Here is an 18,545-nt window from a genome sequence, read left to right as displayed (position 1 = left end):
GAGGAAATATGAAAAGAAGATTTTTAAGTATAATGACAATTGCGGGACTTCTCTCAGTCACAGCTTTAAGTGGATGTGGAAACAAGGGCGGTGCAACAGGCAATGCCGGAGAACTGTATGTATATAACTGGGGTGAATATATTGATGAAAGCGTTATAGAGGACTTTCAGAAGGAAACCGGTATCAAAGTGGTCTATGATATGTTTGAGACCAATGAGGAGATGTATCCGATACTGGAAGCAGGCGGTGTGGTATATGATGTGGTATGCCCGTCAGATTATATGATTGAAAAGATGATTCAAAATGATATGCTTGCAGAAATAGATTTTAATAATGTGCCGAATATAAAGAATATCGATCCTAAGTATATGGAAGTGGCTAAGTCGTTTGATCCTGAAAATAAATATGCCGCACCATATACATGGGGAACTGTCGGAATACTTTATAACACCTCAATGATAGATGATGAAATCACAAGCTGGGGAGACCTTTGGAATCCTAAATATCAGGGAAATATTCTTATGCAGGATTCTGTAAGAGATGCATTTATGGTGGGAGAGAAATTACTCGGATATTCTATAAATACCACAGATAAAGCGGAACTTGAGAAGGTAAAGGAAAAACTTATAGAGCAAAAGCCTTTGGTACAGGCATATGTGGTAGACCAGGTAAGAGATAAGATGATTGGCGGTGAAGCTGCCATAGGCGTTATCTATTCAGGTGAGATGCTCTATGTTCAAAATGAAGTGGCAAAATCAGGCGAAGACTTTGAATTAAAATATGTTATACCGAAGGAAGGTACAAATGTATGGATGGATGCCTGGGTTATTCCAAAGAATGCCAAGAATAAGGAAAATGCCGAGAAATGGATAGACTTCCTAAACAGACCTGAGATTGCAAAGAAAAACTTTGAATATATCACATATCCTACTCCGAATAAGGCTGCATACGACCTTTTGGATAAGGAATTACAGGAAAATACCGCACTCTTCCCTACAGATGATATGTTAAAAAACAGCGAAGTATTCAAATACCTTGGCGATGAGGGCGACGGTATTTATAATGATCTTTGGAAAGAAGTGAAGGGAAAATAATCGTATTATTTGTGTTTTTAGCAGCTGAGATATTGAATTTTTAAGGCTAAATACATCTTATTTCTGTGAGAAATTTAAGCAAATAAGTAAAAAAATTGGAGTGGGGTATAGCCTAGCTATGCCCCACGATTTTTATATTCTATACTTCCTCGGCAAATGTTATCTTATTGCCGTCAATATCAAATACATCAAATACCAAAACAACTTCATAATCTATAATTTCACTTGTTTTAATGCCGCACTCATCTAAGGTTTTCTTTGCCTGATTTATATCTTCGACTCCTACTACAATAGAGCTTGTTTCTATGCTGTCTTTTTCCTCACAGGATAATTGCAGCCATGAATTTGAGGACAATTGATATTCCGCCACTCCATTCATCAGAATAACATCAGGCTCTCCAAGCCATTTTTTATACCGGGCAACGGATTGCTCTATATTTGATACCTTGAATACACTTACTAAACTTTTTATTTCTATTTTTCTCATTACTTTCACCTTTTATTTTATAATAAATTGCAGATGATTGCATCATAAAACGGGATTTTTGACTATGGTATATTTTTAAGGTTGGTATTATAAAAATGGGATTAATCGGTATAAATGCCCGGTAAATGTAGAGTACTGTAGTAAGGTGATTGGTTTTATAAAAATGGAGTCAATCGGTATGTTAGACTGTATAAATTTAACGGATTAAGATGTAGAGGGCAAGCTCACCTGTGTACAGCAAGTTAAAAAATAATGGAGATTATTGATAAAGCGGGAGATATTTATATCTGAAGTGATTTGATGTATAATATAGGTAAATATACAGGTAAAAAATGACTATAGTAGGATAGGGAGGTAATATGGAGTTTGTAAAAAGACATAGACAATTTTTTATAAATGTATAACAAGCTAACATGCGTAAAATTGACAAGATCATTTATCTAAACATATAAATCTTATATTAAATACTCGGCAATGTAGTTTGTTATGTGGAACAATTTAGATGGGAATATTTTGATACTATATTAAAAATTAGAAAATATGTAATTTAATGAGGGAGAACTTTGATGGAAAATTTGGAGAATAAAAAAATATACAGATTTAAAAAATTCTTAGGATTCTTAGGACTCTTAGGATTTTTAGGATTTTTAGGATTTGTATTTGATAATATAGTATTTTTTCATTTTTTTAGTTTTTATTGTTTTTTTTCATTTTTTTTTGTGAATGATACGCAGAGTATTAAGAATAAAGATGACAAAAGACATACTTTATACAGAGGTATTTTGGCCGCTATATTTACAGCCAATATAGTTATAACTCAAAGTGGATATATCCATGATAAATACTCGGCTATGATTATTTTGATCAATGTAGCTTTTGCTATAGCCGTCATAGTGGATAATATTATTATTGGAAAAAGTTAAATGTGGTTGAAGTTGAGTTAGTGTTTATTGTGTTTGTACTTGTCCTATTTTTATATAAAACTAGTATAGAAAGGACGGCGTTGTTATTAGATTAATAAGAAATTAGATTGGTATAGTGTGGGTAAAAGTGCAGTTTATGTTTTTGGAATATGGTTCGGTACATCAGCAGTAGTTACGATTAGCAAATATTTTGTAAGTAAAGATGATAATAAATGATTTCTGCCATAACCACTTTTGAGTGGTTATGGTGTTTTTTGTCAGGTCAATGAAGTTTATAAAAACTATATAAGCAATTATAATTACAAATATATTTGTCAAAATTATTTTACGATTTGATTTATTATAAAATAAATAAGCTACTAAACTAATAATAGTTGATATGAGTGGAATAAAAATATTTGATGTGATACTATTTATAATAATGAAGTAATAGATATATGCTTTAAGAAGGAGGTTGCATTGCTAGTGTTTGATTTGATGGTATTTTTGCTAATTGTATTTGCTATTGCAGAGGGTGTATGTTTGATTCTTTTATATCATAGAATATTTTATCAGAAGAAGCGGAGTATAGATATTTTTTTTATTTGTGTATTTTTTATTGGGTTTGTATGCGCCTTGCAGTTTCTTTCTCTCTTATACATTTATGAGAGTATTAAAGTCAATCCTAAACATGAACTTGCACCTTTGTTTACTACTTTTTCAACAGTAATTTCTGTTCTGTACACATTGCCTTTTGCAATTGTTGCAAATAACTATAGAAAGAGGTGAGTCCATTAAAAGATTAAATTGATGTTGCAATCAAATTATGCCTTTATTGTATGAAGACTCAAATTTTCCTTGATTGGAGTTTGGTTTTTTTAATGATACTATGAAAAAAAGGAACCATATTTATATGCACATGAAAGGTCTAAAAGGCAAAAAGCAGGGAAAAAGGGAATGCCAACTGTAATAATGTATTTACCTCCAGAATACGATAATGCATTTAATTTGTTTATTGGTAATAGAATAGCTAATAAAAAAATATATGGGAGGATGTATCTAATGCTTTAAGTGCATTGTCAGTTGGACTTGGAAGCAATGAGAAAATAATAGCTGATTTGTCAGCTATTATAGGAAAATTGGCAGGATCAAGTAGCTTAGCACTATCGGTAATATCATTATTTTTAGCAACTTTACCTAAACCTTTTTTAGAAAGATTGCGATTTGAACTAGATAAAAATCAGTATTCATTTATAAAAATTACATTGTTTGATGTAAATCCAGGTACAGAAGAAATTGTTGGAGGTTATAATATAGATGATTTTAAAATTGAAAAGATTTCAGATTATGAGAACAAAGTTATGGATATATATGGAGAAAAATATTGGATAGGAGAGTTTGGAATGATTAGCAAGATTAAACCAAATCCTAATAGTAATAAAAGTATTGATGAACAAATAAGAGATAATATAAAAAAATATTCAATGAGATAGAAAAGTACTTGGATAATAAGGTGAATAGTAATGGTAAAAAATAAAATATTAACGAAATATGTGATTCTAACATTATTGATTTGTAGTTTGATAGTTTTATATTTAATTATTACAAACTTAGAATATAAGATAGTTGTAAGGGATAATACATTTATTGGAATAAAAGATGGTATTTTTAAAAAGAAATCTGATATTGTAGATTTTGATATTCCTTATGGAGTAGTTAGTATAGGAGCATTTGCCTTTTCTAGTTGTGATAATTTGCAATCGGTTAATCTGCCAGAAACAGTTAATAGTGTAGATAATTATGCATTCTTTGAATGTAAAAAATTACAAGAAATTAAATTATCTTCAAATTTAGAAAGTATAGGGGATATGTCATTCTATAACTGTGAAACACTAAAATATATAGAACTGCCTAATACCTTAAATGAAATAGGAAGTTCAAGTTTTGCCGAGTGTAAAAATTTAAAAAAAATAATTCTGCCAGACAGTCTTGAAAGTATTGGCGAGTTTGCATTTGAAAACTGTACTAATTTGAGAGAAGTTAAGATGTCAGATAGTGTAAGTAAGGTTGGTGAAAATATATTTGAGGGGACAGAATTTATAAATAGTCTTAAACCAGATGAGTATGGTTGCATTTATTTAGGGAACTTACTCTTAAAAGCAAATGATACTAAAGAATATGTCAAGATAAAAGATTCTACAAAAGCTATTGCAGCAAAGGCATTTATTAATAACATAAGAATAAAAAATGTTGATTTACCACTTGGACTTATAGAAATAGAAGATAGTACCTTTGAAGGTTGTAGAACTTTGGAGTCAGTAATTATACCACAAGGTGTTAAATATTTAGGAGAATATGCTTTCCTAAATTCAGGGCTAAAAAGAGTAGTATTACCAGCCGGATTGGAAGAAATATCTTATGGAGCATTTAAAGATTGTTATAATTTAGTAGAAATTAATTTACCCTCTAGTATTATAGATATTAAAGGAGGGAGTTTTTATGGAACTAAGTATTTAGATAGTATAAAAGAGGATGAATATGGCTGTAAGTACAAAGAAAATATTTTACTTGAATATACAGGTAAAAGTGCTGAGAAAATAGAGATAAAAGCCGGAACAAGATTAATAGCAGGAAGTGCATTTAATAATGCAGAGAGTATAAAAGAGGTATATATACCTAAGAGTGTAGATCATATAGGAAGATATACATTTACTAAATGTCATAATTTAGAAAAAGTTGAGTTTGAAGAAGATGGTAAATTAACAACTGTAAACGGACATTCATTTGATTTATGCAGCAATTTGAAGGAAATAAAATTACCAAAAAATATTAAAACAATATCAGAATATGCCTTTTTTGCTTGTGGTATTGAAACTTTAAGAATACCGGAGAAAGTGGAGGATATGGATTTATGGGCTATTGCACAATGTCTTTCATTAAAGAGAATAGAACTTCCTAAGAGTTTAAAGGGGAAATATTATTATCCTGATTATAGACCAAAAATAGATTTAGTATTTTATTGAATTTATTTTTTAGATAACAAGTATTTAATTAAGATTAGTAAGGGTGATATTGCAGATAAGTACACTATGATAACTATGGAAGCAGTCAACGCAACAGGGGTACTAGAGGCAGTTATAGATAGACCAAATCATGTTTCTGTAAGACCTGTAAATCCTTTGGAGATGATGGAATGGATTAATAGCAGGCCAACAGCAAAAGAGAATCCATACTACTTAACAAAAATATTAGCATCAATATCTATAAGAGATAATGGAGGACCATGTAATGTCAGCAGTGATTGATAATTTAATTAGTAAAGAAGAGTATAATATTTATGTAAATGAGTATATAAGAGATGAGAAATTATGTGAATTAGCCTCTTTATTAGAAAAGGAGGATGATAATTTAGAAACTTATTTTAACACAAGGAGATATAAATCTAAATTTTTATGGGTTAATATTTTATATATTATAGAAAGAATGAGCTATGTTAAAAGAATAGAATACATACCATTTTTAATAGAGTTTTTGCAAGATGTAAACTGGCCAGTATTTAGATATACTATTTCATCACTTATGTCCTATAAGAAAACTGATTTAGTACCATTTGTAGAGCAAGCACTATGGACTGCATATAGAGATGATGATGAAATGTGGATAGCAGGAATAGCTAGACTTATGGAAAAAGATAATATAAAACAACAGGATTTTAAAAATCCAGAAACTTATGATTTATTAAAGTATAGAGATTTTTAGAGTTCTTAGTATTATAAAATAATACATAGGATTAATTTGAAGAACAAAAAGGAGTATATCCTAATAGAAAATATAGTTATGATAAAAGAGGGGTAAGCGCCCAATAACATGATGCCTTATATTTTATTAAACTAAATGAGATAATAAATCAAATAAAAAAGTGCTCCAATAAAGGGCACCATAGTTTATTTGTTTATTGCTTACATTCTTCCTTTACATCCGGTGACCAGGGCATTAAATCTTCTAAAAGTTCAGGTTCGGACTGCCACTGTGTATCCGGCATATACATGAGAAGATATTGTAAGTAGGTATAGACATTCAAGCCGTTTCCCTTTGCTGTCTCTACAATACTATAGACAGCTGCACTTGCAGATGCTCCTTTGGGAGTGTCTGCAAAAAGCCAATTCTTGCGACCTACTGTAAACGGACGAATTGCATTCTCGGCAGCATTATTAGAAATAGAACATCTTCCATCAAGCAGATAATTCTCCATATATGGACGCTGGTTATTAGCATAAACAAGAGCTTTTCCAAGTGCAGAGCCTTTTAATGCCGTTATGGAATCAATCCAACACCAAAAAGCCTCAAGAACAGGTTTTTCCAACTCCAGGCGCTTACTATATCGTTCTTCAGTTAAGGCTGTCTTCAATGTGAAACAGCTGATCACAGTATAATTCCTTCCGATTTCAGCAAGGGTGAGTGATGCATCCTGTGAACTCTTAGATGGAATCGCTTCTATAAACTTTCTCCTAAGGTGGGCCCAGCACCCACATCTGATCATATCAGAAAGTTTATTATAACCGGAGTATCCATCAGAGTGAAAGTATCCTTTGAAACCTTTCAGGAATTCCACTGCATGATCACCATTTCTTGAAGGCTGATAATCATAAAGAATTATGGATGGCTTGTCGTCATTTCCGGTTCTATATAGCCACATATAAGACTTTGTCTGTGGTGCCTTGTCTTTTTCTTTAAGCACCTGAACAACTGTCTCATCGCAATGCACTATATCACGCTCAAGGAGCTTTTTGTGCAGATGAGATACTAGGGGCTTTAGATAATCCTTACTGCAACGGATTATCCAGTTTGCCATAGTGGAACGGCTGAGGGCGATTCCCAGTTGTTCCCAGTCTTTCTCCTGCCTATAAAGAGGAATACCGTTCACATACTTTTGATACATGACATTGGCCACTGAGCTTGGGGAGGCCAACGAATGGTTCATCAGTGATGAAGGTGTGGGTGCCTTCATTATATAAGGATAAGCTGTATGCTTACATTTGGGACACTCATATACAGTTTGAACATAGCGAACAATTCGAAGTTTTGCAGGAATGTACTCTAATTCTTCCCTGACAAATTTTGTGCCAAGGACTTTAAGCTTTGTATTGCAATTACCACAGTATTGGTCTTCTTCAACAAGGGTACATACTACTTCACGAACAGGGAGGTCTTTTAAAATCTCATCTCTTTTTGTTTTAGATGCTCTGCGCTTATACCCCTTTACATCTTCTTCAATGGGATCAGATACATCGGCATTTGCCTCTACCTCAGCCTCATTAAACAAAGAAAGTTGACCTTCAAACTGCTTTTTAGAAGTCTTCTCACTTGAAGACGCAAATTTACCTTTACGAATTATTGAAAGCATTTCAGTAAGATTTTTTACTGGATTTTGAAGGTCCTTTATTGTGTTTTCAAGGTGTGCTATATAAGCATCTTTGTTTTGCATTTTATACATCCCTTATTGTTTTATTGAAACAATTATACCATAAAAAGTGACAAAATTCCAATATTTTTAAGGTTTTATATATATTTTATCTAACAAAAAGCCCCCTTCCCGGCAGGAAGAATTACTGATTTTTGCTCTATTGAAAGTCCCTCCATCAGCCACCGAAACTGTTGCCGGGAAATAGATTTCAAATCATTTTCATGGCGTGGCCATCGAAAACTACCATTCTCTAAACGCTTATACAAAAGCACAAAACCATCTTTTTCCCAAAGTAATGCCTTAATACGATCGCACCGCTTTCCGCAAAAAAGAAACAGTGCTGAATTAAAGGGGTCCATTTGAAACTGTTGCTGAACCATAGCTGTAAGACCATCAATGGACTTTCGCATGTCTGTGTAGCCACAAGCTATGTAAATGTTCTCCGCAACACTAATGTCGCCTAGCATATGCTATTCAGTGCAGACAGTACTGCCTGAATGGTTTGCTGACATGTTCCTTCGCAAATCTCAACAGTTGCATTTGATAAGTGAACAATAATCTTGGCATTTGTAGATGGTAAAGATGACATAATATCTATCTTTTTAAAAATAGCCGGTTTCTCCAAGGATTCTGAAGAAATGGGAAGTGTTGCACACAGTTGTTCACGAAGGCGCTTTAAGTTTCTGTAATAGGTTTGTTCACATATGCCATTTGCCTTGCACCAAGAGGAGACAGTCATTTTGCTGGACTGACATTCTTTAATAAGTGCTTTCCATTGCTCTTGTTTTAAACGCTTTTTAACTTTTGTTATTTGATCCATAAGTACCTCCAACTTGCATTACTATACACTGCTATAACTAAACAGTACTATACAGTTGTTGGTACATATTATCTCATTATTATTGGTTGGATATAAGGCATTATCTTATAAGGCGCTTACTTTTGAACTTTGAATTTTTATGAATTTACTTCCCTTTAATATTTATATCAACATACAGCCCAACTATTTCATAGAAAGACATTTTATTCACATTGATGCATTATTTGGATGGAGATATTTGCGGTATATTAATGCTTTTTGTGTAAATAAAAATATTTATAGTATGGGGATTATTATTTTTATAAAAAATGCATTTCATTACAAATAACCATACAGTTCATTACATTTTTCGCACAGTACATCATTATTTAGTATAATCCAAAGCGTAACTTATTAAAAGAATATTGAAAGGAGGATTTAACTATGAAAAAGTATTTATTGCTAATAAGTAAAGGCATTGCTCTATGCTCATTTGTATTTGCACTTTTTAATGCAAATTCAGCGTGTGCTTTTATTTATCATCAGCCTGAGTTACCTGACAAAGTGAAAAAGTTGCGTAAATTTTAAGTTATGGAAAGGCTATCAAAAAAATCATACAATATGTGATCGAAAATAATATTTTTCTGGAAGATGATAAGGAAATTTATGCATTTGGATTAACACAAATGATAAGAGCTGTAGTGGATGATAACCGTGAGCCTGATAATGAAAGTTAAAACCTTCGCCTTCCTGCTTGCCGTAGGTGTTAAGCAGTGTAGAATCAAGGTCAAACAACATGTGCTCCGGAGCCTTAATAGAATAGACAATATCACGCATTTTTGCATTTATAGAATCAAGTTGTGTAAGAGTGTCGTTGTCCATTCTATTCCAAAAACGAGATAGTGTAGGTTGAGAAGCCAAGGCTTCTTTTTCCAAAATAGATGTTAATACCGGGTCATTAGTCAGTTCATCTGCACAATCATCCTCAAAATAGGCTGCTATAATTTGGTAGAGCATCTGCATAAGGTTATCAGAATCTGTATGAATACGGCTGTTTGTATGGTCATTGGTTTTGAAGAGCTTTTTCACAAGCTTTATAAGACCTACCTTTGCAGCAAATTCTTTGATGAGGAGCAGCCCTCCATCAGAAGAGAGATTTCCACCGTTAAAATTTATTTTAATTTTCTTGTTGCTTTCAAGTGAAATAGTGTTTAAAATTGACATAAGAGGACTTCCTTTCCTTGGCATTGTTTTGATTTGACACCTTAATTTTACCAAGAAAGAGATCCTTTTTCTATTCACTTTTTAGGTGAAAGTAAGAAAGTTTTGTAAATGCAGTAATTATGTGGCTTTCAGCCGCAGACATAGCTATGCTATGAATAATTTAGGATTAGTGGGTGTAATTATGATATTCTATAAGAATAGTTTATTTTTAATTTTGTTATTAAGTGCTTTATATTTATCAGGTTGTGAAAAAACACAAAATAATGGTTCTATTTTGTATTATGAACAAAATAAATTTGAAGTAGATATTAAGCAACTTATTGATAATAGGTATTATATTATAAATAATAGTGATAATTACAATTTTTATTATCGAACTTATGGAGATATTATCTTTTATTCAAAGCTCAAAGTAAATGTGATAACATATGAGAACAGTATATTAAAAATTAATTTAAAGGCTATTCCAGTTTACAGCGATGATGAAGTATCTTCAGAGATATTTGTTAATATCCCTAATTTTAAGGAGAATGTTGATAAAGTAATAGTTGATGTCAATAGTGATACTGCAGAAGAAGTATATCATGGAGAAAGTAGATTATAGACAAAGCAAATTTTATCTATGATAAATATTTTGTTAGATAATAATTTTAAAATTAATATTGAAAGGAATAATGATTATATGAAAAATATCAGCAAAATTATGGTAACGGCTTTAAGTTGTTTTATGATTGCAATCCCAATAACTAATAATATTTATGCTGATGAAGAAAACACAAGTACAGAGTACCAATCATTACAAGTTGGCGATTCATATTCAGTTATTGAAGATATTGATGCACTTGACTTTCCAGCAGATTATGATGACTTTGTTGATAAAATAAAGGAAATAAAAGCTTGCTTTATCCAATCTAATAATTGTTGTCTGTCTGAAGCTGCCTTCTTTAATTTTAATTCCAGTTCTTCATAGGTGTTTATGCCATATCTTCTCATTTCGTTTAAGGATGAAGCCATTGTTTTCATGTTATGTTTACCTGCCCACACTTCATAACCTTTTGAGGATTTTACCTTTTCATTGTTCTTTATATTTACAATAGTATCCGGCTTTTTATAAGAGAGTTTGTTATAAAGCTGTTCTTTATTATAAATCTGCTGTTTGGTCGGATCTTCAATTCTTTCTTTAATTCGCTCTTTGGTATAATCTTCTCCAAGTACATTTGCCTTTGTCCTTGTAAATCTTTCTGTATCTTTTTTGTCTTTATGGCGGAATGAAAGATACTTTCCAATCTTAATTTCATATCCTAAATCTTCCATTGCTTTTAAAAACTCTTCGTAAGTACCGGACTTTAGAATTGCTTTATCAATGGCAAGGTGAAGTCTGTTTTTCCAAGAACTGCCTTTCTTAAATTCCATATATTCAATATAGCTTTTACCGTTTGTGGAATATCTGTTCTTGAATTTTTTATAGTTTTCATCAATGACAGATAAAACATTTTCCTTACAAATCTCATCACTGACAGTTCTGATTTGATGATAACTTTTTTTGTTACTTTGATATGCCTTACCTGTTACAAAACTTACATTATTAAATATAACATGATTATGAAGATGCCCCTTATCTATGTGGGTAGTGAGTACATATTCATACTTTCCTTGAAAGACTTTTTCACATAGTTCAAGACCTATTTTGTGTGCCTGCTCAGGAGTGGTTTCTCCGGGAGCAAAAGATTGAATTAAATGCCTTGCCAATATTTTTGCTTTGGAATTACATCCTCTTTTCGTCTGCTCAAACTCAAGATGAGCCGTATTAGTATTGCAGTTAAAAGAAGAAATAAGAATTTTTTCATCGGTCTTATCAGCATTCATGATGTAGTTTAGGGCTAAGTGCAAAGTTTTTTCTATGGGATGAATCTTTGTAACAGCCATCAGATTTCCTCCATATTTATGGTTTCTAAATTTCCAAGGTCATATAGTTTTTTTCGCAGAGAGTAAATATCTTTCCCCTGCTTTTTTAGTAGCTCTTGTATATCAAGGATGTCATCTTTATAAATCACTGCGGTGGAATTTACCCGCTTTGCAATCTGATTTATGCTGCCGTTTATTCTACCGATACTTGCGGAAAGTTCCCTAAAAGCTGTCATATCCAATACAAAAATATCCTTGCCTATGATGCATTTCATAATAAACTGACGCAAAGTTTTGCAACCGGACAGCCTATATTTTTTCTCCAAAACCTTTAGTTCATCATCTGAAAGCATTAAATAAATGCCATGAGTTCTTACTCTGTTTGCCATGTCAAAACCTCCAAATCCTAAAAACAACAAAAGAAAAAACCTGTAGAATCAAGTACTAAGCTTGACTTACAGGTTTTGTTTTATAGTATATTTCTAAATCAGAAATCTCCTGTAGAGAGATAAAATAGTTATATAAGCTACAAGAAGATTATAACATTTTTGAAAGTAAGCTTCAATGAAAGAAGTGAAAACTTTTTCAAAAACTACTTAGGTGATGAAGTCAAAGAAGTTGTTTATGCAGGGGTTTGGGGATATTCCCCAACAAGCAAAAATTGACTGAAAGAGCCCGATGCGAAAGCGAGGATTAAGTCAAATTTTCGTAAGTGCATATGCACTTACTGTGCTTGCTAAAATTATCCGGAAATCCAGATAATATGACTTCTAAATGAAATCCCTAGAGAATTTTTACAAAGAAAATTAGGTATAACTATTAATATTATTGTATTTATCAAAATATAAAACTCAACATCTAAATATTTTTGATATTGAATTTTACTCAGAGATATTATATACTCATATTGAAAATAAAACGAAATATTAATAAGGAGAAAGTAAAAATGGAGCTTTCACATGGAGAACTAATGGTAATGGAGATGTTGTGGGAGGGGCAATGCTTAGATAAGAATGGAGAAATTCAAGCATTGGAACTATCGAAGTTGTTATATGAAAAGCATGGTATGGGGAAGACATCCTGTTATACTTTTTTTGGCAGGTTACTTGAGAAGGGTGCAATCACAAGACGATATCCCAAATATACCTTGAAACCTGTTGTCTCAAGGGAAGAAGCATTAAAAAAGCAAAGAAAAGAAGCAATCGAGATGTTATTTCAAGGTTCTATAATTAATGTTTGTCGTGCTTTTTTAAGTGAAAAAAAAGTGAGCGAAGAAGATATACAGGAGATGCGAGATTTTATAGATAACTTTGAAGTAGAGGAATAGTGACGGGATGGTGGAATTCGTAATAGTTTCGACTTTGGAAAGAAGTATTAAGAGCACTTTTATTATAATGTTGGTACTTTTAACAAGAAAGACATTAAATGTTAAGAGCATTAAATGGGCAGACATTATTTTATGGTCAATACTTTTTATTTATTTGCTTTTTCCATTTTCTATTTTAATTCAAATTGAAGGATTAGAGAAATATGTAATACTTCAATATTTACTGAAACCATTTGTGTTGATAAGTATTTATATAAAAATGTTTGTGCAAGAAGTTGGATATATCTTATCTAATTTAAATCAATTAATGGTTACAAGTATACTTTTGATATATACAGGAGTCCAAGTAACAAAGAGAAATAAAGCACTAAGGAACTCAGTACGGATAGAACTGGATAGTAGAATAGAGGAACTTGTTAATAGCTTCAGATTGAAAAGACGGGTGCAGATATACATAAATGATAGTATTAAAGTGCCTATTACCTATGGAGTGATTTGTCCTAAGATAATAATACAGAGTCAAGTATTAGAAGATAATAGTTTATTAAAATATGTGATAATACATGAAATGATTCATATTAAAAAATTTGACATAGTACTTACCCATATAAAAAATTTGATTGCTTGCCTACATTGGTATAATCCATTTATTCTTGTGGCATCAAGATATATGGAGGATGACTTAGAGCTGCTTTGTGATAAGCTGGTTATTCAAAGAGTGGGTGATACTATTAAAAATAGAAAAGAATACTGTTTATCTATGCTGCGGCTTGTAGAATTAAAAGAAATACAGGAAAAATCGGTTTTAAAATTACACCCGACAAAAGAAAGGATGATTATTATGAAAAAGTGGAAAAGAGGATTGTCAGGAATTTGTACTTTGATTTTAATGATTGCTTTATCTATGACGGTATTTGCTGATATAGGTGTGAATGAAAATAACCCAGTTATTGAAAAGGGAGATTTTTTTCAAGAAGAAGTATTAGAAGATGATATGGTAAGGGCAATAACAGAGGAGGAATATGAGCAATTAACTTTAGAAGAGATACCTCCTATTGAGTTAAACTCTGCTAATATAGATGACAATGCAACTTTAGAAGGTTTAGCACATAAATCTTATAAGTTTAATATGGCATCTTGGACACAACCGAATCACAATGGCTTTACAGTGAAGATAAGTAATGCATCGTCTTATGGTGGAGTGATGTACAACATTATAATAAATCAAAATGGGAATACTATTTATAATAGAGCGTGTTACGGAGATGCGACATTAACAGTTAACGCACAAAATAATAGCAGGTATGAGGTTGTTATACTCAATGCGTCAACAAATTCATTGAAATATAGAGCTAAAATAAATAGTTATATGAGGTAAAGTATATATAAAGGAGATGGAAAATATGATGAAAATCAATCCTATGAGGTATAAAAGCGGAGATTGATTATAAAGGGCTATACCAGCCACACTACATTCAACATAGCGTGTTTGATACATTGATAGATGTAAAAATTAATATAATGTTAAGGAGAAGTGTATGTTTAAGATATTAAAAGGTGTTGCTATATGCAGTGTACTTGCACTGTCATTATTCTGGGGGTTGAAGGCTGTTCAAGCTTCAACAAACAGTAAAGGAATAGAAGCAACTGATAATACTTTTGTAGTAAATGGAGAAGTTCTTACAGAAGATGAATACTGGGCAAAGATAGAAGCACTGGGAGTTGAAGTGTCTGATTCTTCACAACGTGATAAATTTATACCGGAAGATGAGGCTTGTGCAGACATGAATGCAGAAGAATTTTATAATTATATAAGTGCTTTGGCGGCAGAACCTGATGAAATATATGTACTGGGATTTACAGAGGTTTCGGAAGAAGAATTTAATAAAGCTTTGGATGAAGACAGTGACAAGTATTCAACCTTGGAAACAGATAACTTTGCTTATTAAACTGCATCTTCAAAAGCAAAGTTGTAGCCAGCAGGCGTGTTGGAAAAGGAAGAATTAGTTCAAGTATTAATTCTGATGTAGAGGATGAAAAGAATAGGTGTTATATATCTTTCGCTACGGCAAACACAGAAGAAAAAGTTTCTGACGGTTATGAATGGTCTGTTAATAGTCTAAATTGCACAATTAGTAATAACAAAAAAAATCTACAGCCAAAGCAGTAGAGTATTTATATAGAGTGGTACCAAGAAATAATAAAGATATATGAAAAAAATACATAGTAGTACTTAGTGGGTCAGTATATGCATAGAATACGTCAGAGAATAGATAAATATTAGTCCATTACTACTGCATAAGAAAGGATTTAAAATATAGGGAAGGAGATGGGAAATATGATGAAAATCAATCCTATGAAAAATTTTAATATAATATATTTGCTGTTTATTATTCCAATACTTTATGGCTGTACTTCCGCTGAAGCCTCCTCCGGAAATCTGCCTTCAGTTACTAATTCAAGTGCTATGGTTGAGAGTACTAAAGAAACAATAAGCGTTGAAGATGAAAGTAAAACTGAAAAAGAAATTCAGGATATATATTCAGAAACAAATTCTGAGGGCATTCGCTTGGAACTTGCAGATGTATCAGGCAGTGATCCAATATATAGCTTGGCTTTCAAAAAGCAAGATACAAATACCGGTAATTATTTAAATTATGCCGATTTAAATTCTGAAGCAAGTGATAACAGTGATGACCTTGAAAATATTGATATAAAGGTTGAACCTAACTGTTATTTTGGATATTGGCTTGATTCAGAAGACAGGTTGTGTTTAAGTATATGTAATATTGAAGGTAATGATTCGATAAAAGTTATGATAGATGGATTAGAATATACTTTTTCACCCAACAGAGAAAAACAAGAAGAAAGAGTTCTTAATAAGAGTATTGAAGTTAAGGACGAGTCTGTATTAATAGAAAAAGCTGTTTTCTATCCGGAATATATCGCACTATATTTATCAGAAGATACCGGTAATGTATATGAAAATATGTTTTTGGCAGTAGACAGTGAAGGGAAAAGGACAGGTCCGGGAGTTTACTGGCAGGAAGATAATAAAGTATTGATATATAAGAAAGAGAATATTATTAATAATGATACATTACATCTTCAAGTAGGTCAGCAGAATGAATTTGAAGACATCAATGTGGAATTAAAATAAAATTTAGTTAAAGTCAGTACATTTTCATAAGATAGTTGTCATACTTAATGTTATGTACTGACTTTATATAATTTCAGAATAAGTATAAACGGATATTTAGAAAATCTTGATGATAATAACCTAAGAAAAGTTTGTAAATTTTAGTTGTAGTAAGTACATTTTTGATCAATTTTAAAATGTGAGGTTCGATATGAAAAAACAAATTATAGCACTTGCGACTTGTATATTTATGGGATTTAGCAGCATTACCTCTTATGCATATAGTGCTGAGGTATGTCAAGGCAATACTGCTAATGCAGGCGATGTTGAAGCTTTTTATAGTAACTTAAGCTCTAAAGGATATGCTGTAACAGCTAAAGGCTATAGTGACAAAGGTATTACTATTGCCGATAAAAATGATTTTATCAATGCAAAAAATTATAATGTGCTTTATTGGAGTGGTCATGGCGGTAGTAACGGAAATAATGCAACTTTAAATATTACTCACAATAGTTCAAAATGGTTCAATACATTTGATGCTGCTGATAAGTGGAAAAATACATATGATCTAAAAGTTGCTATAATAGCTGCTTGTTATCAGTTTAATGGAAATGGATTGCGTGGTAAATGGGCAGAGATAATGAAAAAATTCAGGTTTGAAGGTATTAGCCGGTTATCATGAAAGTGCTCCTTCATCAAATGATACAAAAATAGCGAATGAATTTTTCAGGCTTGCCAATGAAACAAGAGGTTCATCACAAGGAAACTCTGTTAGGTATTCATGGCAGCAGGCAAATATAGCATATGAATCTAGTGGGAAATGGATTGTACTGGGATATAAAACAAACAGAATGGAATATTATCGCTTGCCGGGATTTCCAGGAAGCTTTGAGGCATCGCCTTCATCAAAAACTGTTTACCGATATACTTCAAAAAATATAAACGGTACAGGTGCTACATCCAGGGCAGCTTCATTTATTAATAGAGAAATTCCTTATGAAATCAAAGTGTCTGAAGATACTTTAGATTTAGATACCGCAGTATTAGGAGATAGTTGTCATGTAGCTTCCTTAGATGATGATGCACAGGCAAAGATAATTAATCTGAGGGAAAATAAGTTGGATTCGATAGCACTTGAAGATGCTCAAAATAATAATGCGGTTATTATTGAAAATCTTGGAATAGACAGTAATCTAAGCAATGCAATAATAAACAATTATGCTTTATTGGAAACCGAAATAAAAGAAGATGGTTCTGATGGAGAAGAAAATAATATAGGTGTTGTTTCTACATATCAGCAACAATATAGGGGTATTCCACTTGAGGACAACTTTTTTACAGTGTGTTCAGATTCAGATGGTGTATTTTCTGTAATAGACAGATGGTCAGAGATAAGTGAAATTGATAGCAGTCAGATTATTGAACCTATAACCATTCGTAAAGCAGAAGAAATTTTAGATAGTAAATTAAATTTTAAGGCACCTGAAATAGACAGTTGTGAGTATGTGTACAAAAAAACAGAAAATGGGACATACCGTTTGAGTGTAAAACTTGTTTCAGAAAATAATCAACAATATTATGTTGATGCAGTTTCAGGAGATTTAGAAACATTAGAAATAGAATAATTATATTAAATCTCTGAGGATAAATAGATATTTTTCTTCGGAGATTTTTACAGGAGGTACTATACGATGAAGTCATTTTTGCTTTATACCTTAATAATTATAGTTCTATTGACTGCATGTTCTAAACAGGAGATTTTAGAAAATACCCAAAGTTCTACCGTTATAAATGTTGATGAATCAAAAGCCTTAGTTTATGATTTTACGGATAATCAACTTACTGACACAGAAGTAAAGGAATTGGAAAGTCTTATATTCCCGATGGAGATGGAAACTCCTGAAATAAACTATACAGATATGGAACAGGATCTTTTATCAGTCTATACGGAACCTATAAAAAATGATTATAAGTTTTGGGGTCGCCTTTCAAATGACGGATATTGCTACATTCTCGGCATATCAAAACAGGAAGAACCTGTTTTAAAAGATTTAGATTATAGACTTGATAAAAGTACCGGATATATTCAGTTGGGACATTGGATCGTTGAAGGGGAAAGCTTTGAAAAAGTAGTGGATCTTTTAAAGGTGCGTTCTTTTTGGAAAAGCAAAGACGGAAGACTTTTATACTTAGGTATTAAGCAG

The 18,545-nt window shown here is 31.9% G+C and carries 20 protein-coding genes and 2 pseudogenes; 15 read left to right on the top strand and 7 right to left on the bottom strand.

The annotated features are described in order from the left end of the window. Positions 1–8 precede the first annotated feature (8 nt). On the top strand, positions 9–1,094 hold the full coding sequence (locus J4O15_RS00110) for an ABC transporter substrate-binding protein (RefSeq protein WP_208099258.1): 1,086 nt from the start codon (positions 9–11) through the stop codon (positions 1,092–1,094). Positions 1,095–1,233: 139 nt separating this feature from the next. Here the strand turns inward: J4O15_RS00110 and J4O15_RS00105 are convergent, their stop codons facing one another. Beyond that, the gene (locus J4O15_RS00105; protein ID WP_208099257.1) at positions 1,234–1,581 is read right to left on the bottom strand and encodes a VOC family protein; all 348 of its coding nucleotides are present in this window, start codon (positions 1,579–1,581) and stop codon (positions 1,234–1,236) included. A gap of 566 nt (positions 1,582–2,147) precedes the next feature. On the opposite strand from J4O15_RS00105, the gene J4O15_RS00100 reads away from it, so the two are divergent. The 5 genes from J4O15_RS00100 (at position 2,148) to J4O15_RS00080 (ending at position 6,242) form a co-directional block, all read left to right on the top strand. Beyond that, a complete protein-coding gene (locus J4O15_RS00100; protein ID WP_208099256.1) occupies positions 2,148–2,504 on the top strand; it encodes a DUF3796 domain-containing protein in 357 nt (118 codons plus the stop codon). Between the two features lie 1,055 nt (positions 2,505–3,559). Further along, a complete protein-coding gene (locus J4O15_RS00095) occupies positions 3,560–3,976 on the top strand; it encodes a hypothetical protein (protein ID WP_009219586.1) in 417 nt (138 codons plus the stop codon). A 30-nt stretch (positions 3,977–4,006) separates the two neighbouring features. Beyond that, positions 4,007–5,506, top strand: coding sequence for a leucine-rich repeat domain-containing protein (locus J4O15_RS00090; protein ID WP_111525208.1), 1,500 nt, complete (start codon positions 4,007–4,009; stop codon positions 5,504–5,506). Positions 5,507–5,572: 66 nt separating this feature from the next. Beyond that, positions 5,573–5,788, top strand: coding sequence for a hypothetical protein (locus J4O15_RS00085; protein ID WP_208099255.1), 216 nt, complete (start codon positions 5,573–5,575; stop codon positions 5,786–5,788). Beyond that, positions 5,772–6,242, top strand: coding sequence for a DUF5071 domain-containing protein (locus J4O15_RS00080; RefSeq protein ID WP_008752351.1), 471 nt, complete (start codon positions 5,772–5,774; stop codon positions 6,240–6,242). The genes J4O15_RS00085 and J4O15_RS00080 overlap by 17 nt, the downstream gene beginning before the upstream one ends. A gap of 193 nt (positions 6,243–6,435) precedes the next feature. Here the strand turns inward: J4O15_RS00080 and tnpC are convergent, their stop codons facing one another. The 3 genes from tnpC to tnpA all read right to left on the bottom strand — a co-directional run bounded on the left by tnpC (position 6,436) and on the right by tnpA (position 8,767). Continuing rightward, complete coding sequence (gene tnpC, locus J4O15_RS00075; RefSeq protein WP_208099254.1) at positions 6,436–7,968, bottom strand: IS66 family transposase; 1,533 nt, start codon at positions 7,966–7,968, stop codon at positions 6,436–6,438. An 89-nt stretch (positions 7,969–8,057) separates the two neighbouring features. Then, entirely contained in the window at positions 8,058–8,414 is a 357-nt protein-coding gene (gene tnpB / locus J4O15_RS00070; protein ID WP_208099253.1) for an IS66 family insertion sequence element accessory protein TnpB, read from the bottom strand. Further along, positions 8,408–8,767 carry an IS66 family insertion sequence element accessory protein TnpA gene (gene tnpA / locus J4O15_RS00065; RefSeq protein WP_009219591.1) on the bottom strand — a complete coding sequence of 120 codons (360 nt, stop codon included), beginning with the start codon at positions 8,765–8,767 and terminating at the stop codon, positions 8,408–8,410. Before tnpA ends, tnpB begins: the two co-directional genes overlap by 7 nt. A gap of 423 nt (positions 8,768–9,190) precedes the next feature. Here tnpA and J4O15_RS00060 point away from each other — a divergent pair, with 423 nt between their 5' ends. After that, positions 9,191–9,334, top strand: a complete 144-nt coding sequence (locus J4O15_RS00060; protein WP_008749952.1) for a cyclic lactone autoinducer peptide — start codon at positions 9,191–9,193, stop codon at positions 9,332–9,334. Positions 9,335–9,445: 111 nt separating this feature from the next. Here the strand turns inward: J4O15_RS00060 and J4O15_RS00055 are convergent. Beyond that, positions 9,446–9,970, bottom strand: a pseudogene (locus J4O15_RS00055) (transposase); the annotation flags it as partial. Between the two features lie 151 nt (positions 9,971–10,121). On the opposite strand from J4O15_RS00055, the gene J4O15_RS00050 reads away from it, so the two are divergent. Further along, entirely contained in the window at positions 10,122–10,574 is a 453-nt protein-coding gene (locus J4O15_RS00050) for a hypothetical protein (protein WP_008749950.1), read from the top strand. Positions 10,575–10,828: 254 nt separating this feature from the next. Here J4O15_RS00050 and J4O15_RS00045 read toward each other — a convergent pair whose 3' ends face one another. Together J4O15_RS00045 and J4O15_RS00040 are read right to left on the bottom strand one after the other, a co-directional pair. Continuing rightward, entirely contained in the window at positions 10,829–11,896 is a 1,068-nt protein-coding gene (locus J4O15_RS00045) for a relaxase/mobilization nuclease domain-containing protein (RefSeq protein ID WP_330638557.1), read from the bottom strand. Further along, positions 11,896–12,264 carry a plasmid mobilization protein gene (locus J4O15_RS00040; protein ID WP_208099252.1) on the bottom strand — a complete coding sequence of 123 codons (369 nt, stop codon included), beginning with the start codon at positions 12,262–12,264 and terminating at the stop codon, positions 11,896–11,898. Before J4O15_RS00040 ends, J4O15_RS00045 begins: the two co-directional genes overlap by 1 nt. A 557-nt stretch (positions 12,265–12,821) precedes the next feature. Here J4O15_RS00040 and J4O15_RS00035 point away from each other — a divergent pair. The 7 genes and pseudogenes from J4O15_RS00035 to J4O15_RS00005 form a co-directional block, all read left to right on the top strand. Then, complete coding sequence (locus J4O15_RS00035; RefSeq protein WP_243761903.1) at positions 12,822–13,202, top strand: BlaI/MecI/CopY family transcriptional regulator; 381 nt, start codon at positions 12,822–12,824, stop codon at positions 13,200–13,202. A gap of 7 nt (positions 13,203–13,209) precedes the next feature. Beyond that, positions 13,210–14,580: a M56 family metallopeptidase gene (locus tag J4O15_RS00030; RefSeq protein ID WP_208099251.1), complete on the top strand. Its 1,371-nt coding sequence runs from the start codon at positions 13,210–13,212 to the stop codon at positions 14,578–14,580. 160 nt (positions 14,581–14,740) lie between these two features. Further along, entirely contained in the window at positions 14,741–15,151 is a 411-nt protein-coding gene (locus J4O15_RS00025) for a hypothetical protein (RefSeq protein ID WP_208099250.1), read from the top strand. Positions 15,152–15,540: 389 nt separating this feature from the next. Beyond that, the gene (locus J4O15_RS00020) at positions 15,541–16,362 is read left to right on the top strand and encodes a hypothetical protein (RefSeq protein WP_208099249.1); all 822 of its coding nucleotides are present in this window, start codon (positions 15,541–15,543) and stop codon (positions 16,360–16,362) included. A 190-nt stretch (positions 16,363–16,552) separates the two neighbouring features. Beyond that, complete coding sequence (locus J4O15_RS00015) at positions 16,553–17,023, top strand: hypothetical protein (protein WP_208099248.1); 471 nt, start codon at positions 16,553–16,555, stop codon at positions 17,021–17,023. Continuing rightward, positions 16,998–17,966, top strand: coding sequence for a hypothetical protein (locus tag J4O15_RS00010; protein WP_208099247.1), 969 nt, complete (start codon positions 16,998–17,000; stop codon positions 17,964–17,966). The genes J4O15_RS00015 and J4O15_RS00010 overlap by 26 nt, the downstream gene beginning before the upstream one ends. Before the next feature lie 66 nt (positions 17,967–18,032). Continuing rightward, positions 18,033–18,545: pseudogene (locus J4O15_RS00005) on the top strand (hypothetical protein); the annotation flags it as partial.

Origin of the sequence: Lachnoanaerobaculum sp. Marseille-Q4761 (assembly GCF_017565785.1) — a bacterium.
GTDB lineage: Bacteria > Bacillota > Clostridia > Lachnospirales > Lachnospiraceae > Lachnoanaerobaculum.
This window is presented reverse-complemented; position numbering and strand designations above follow the sequence as displayed.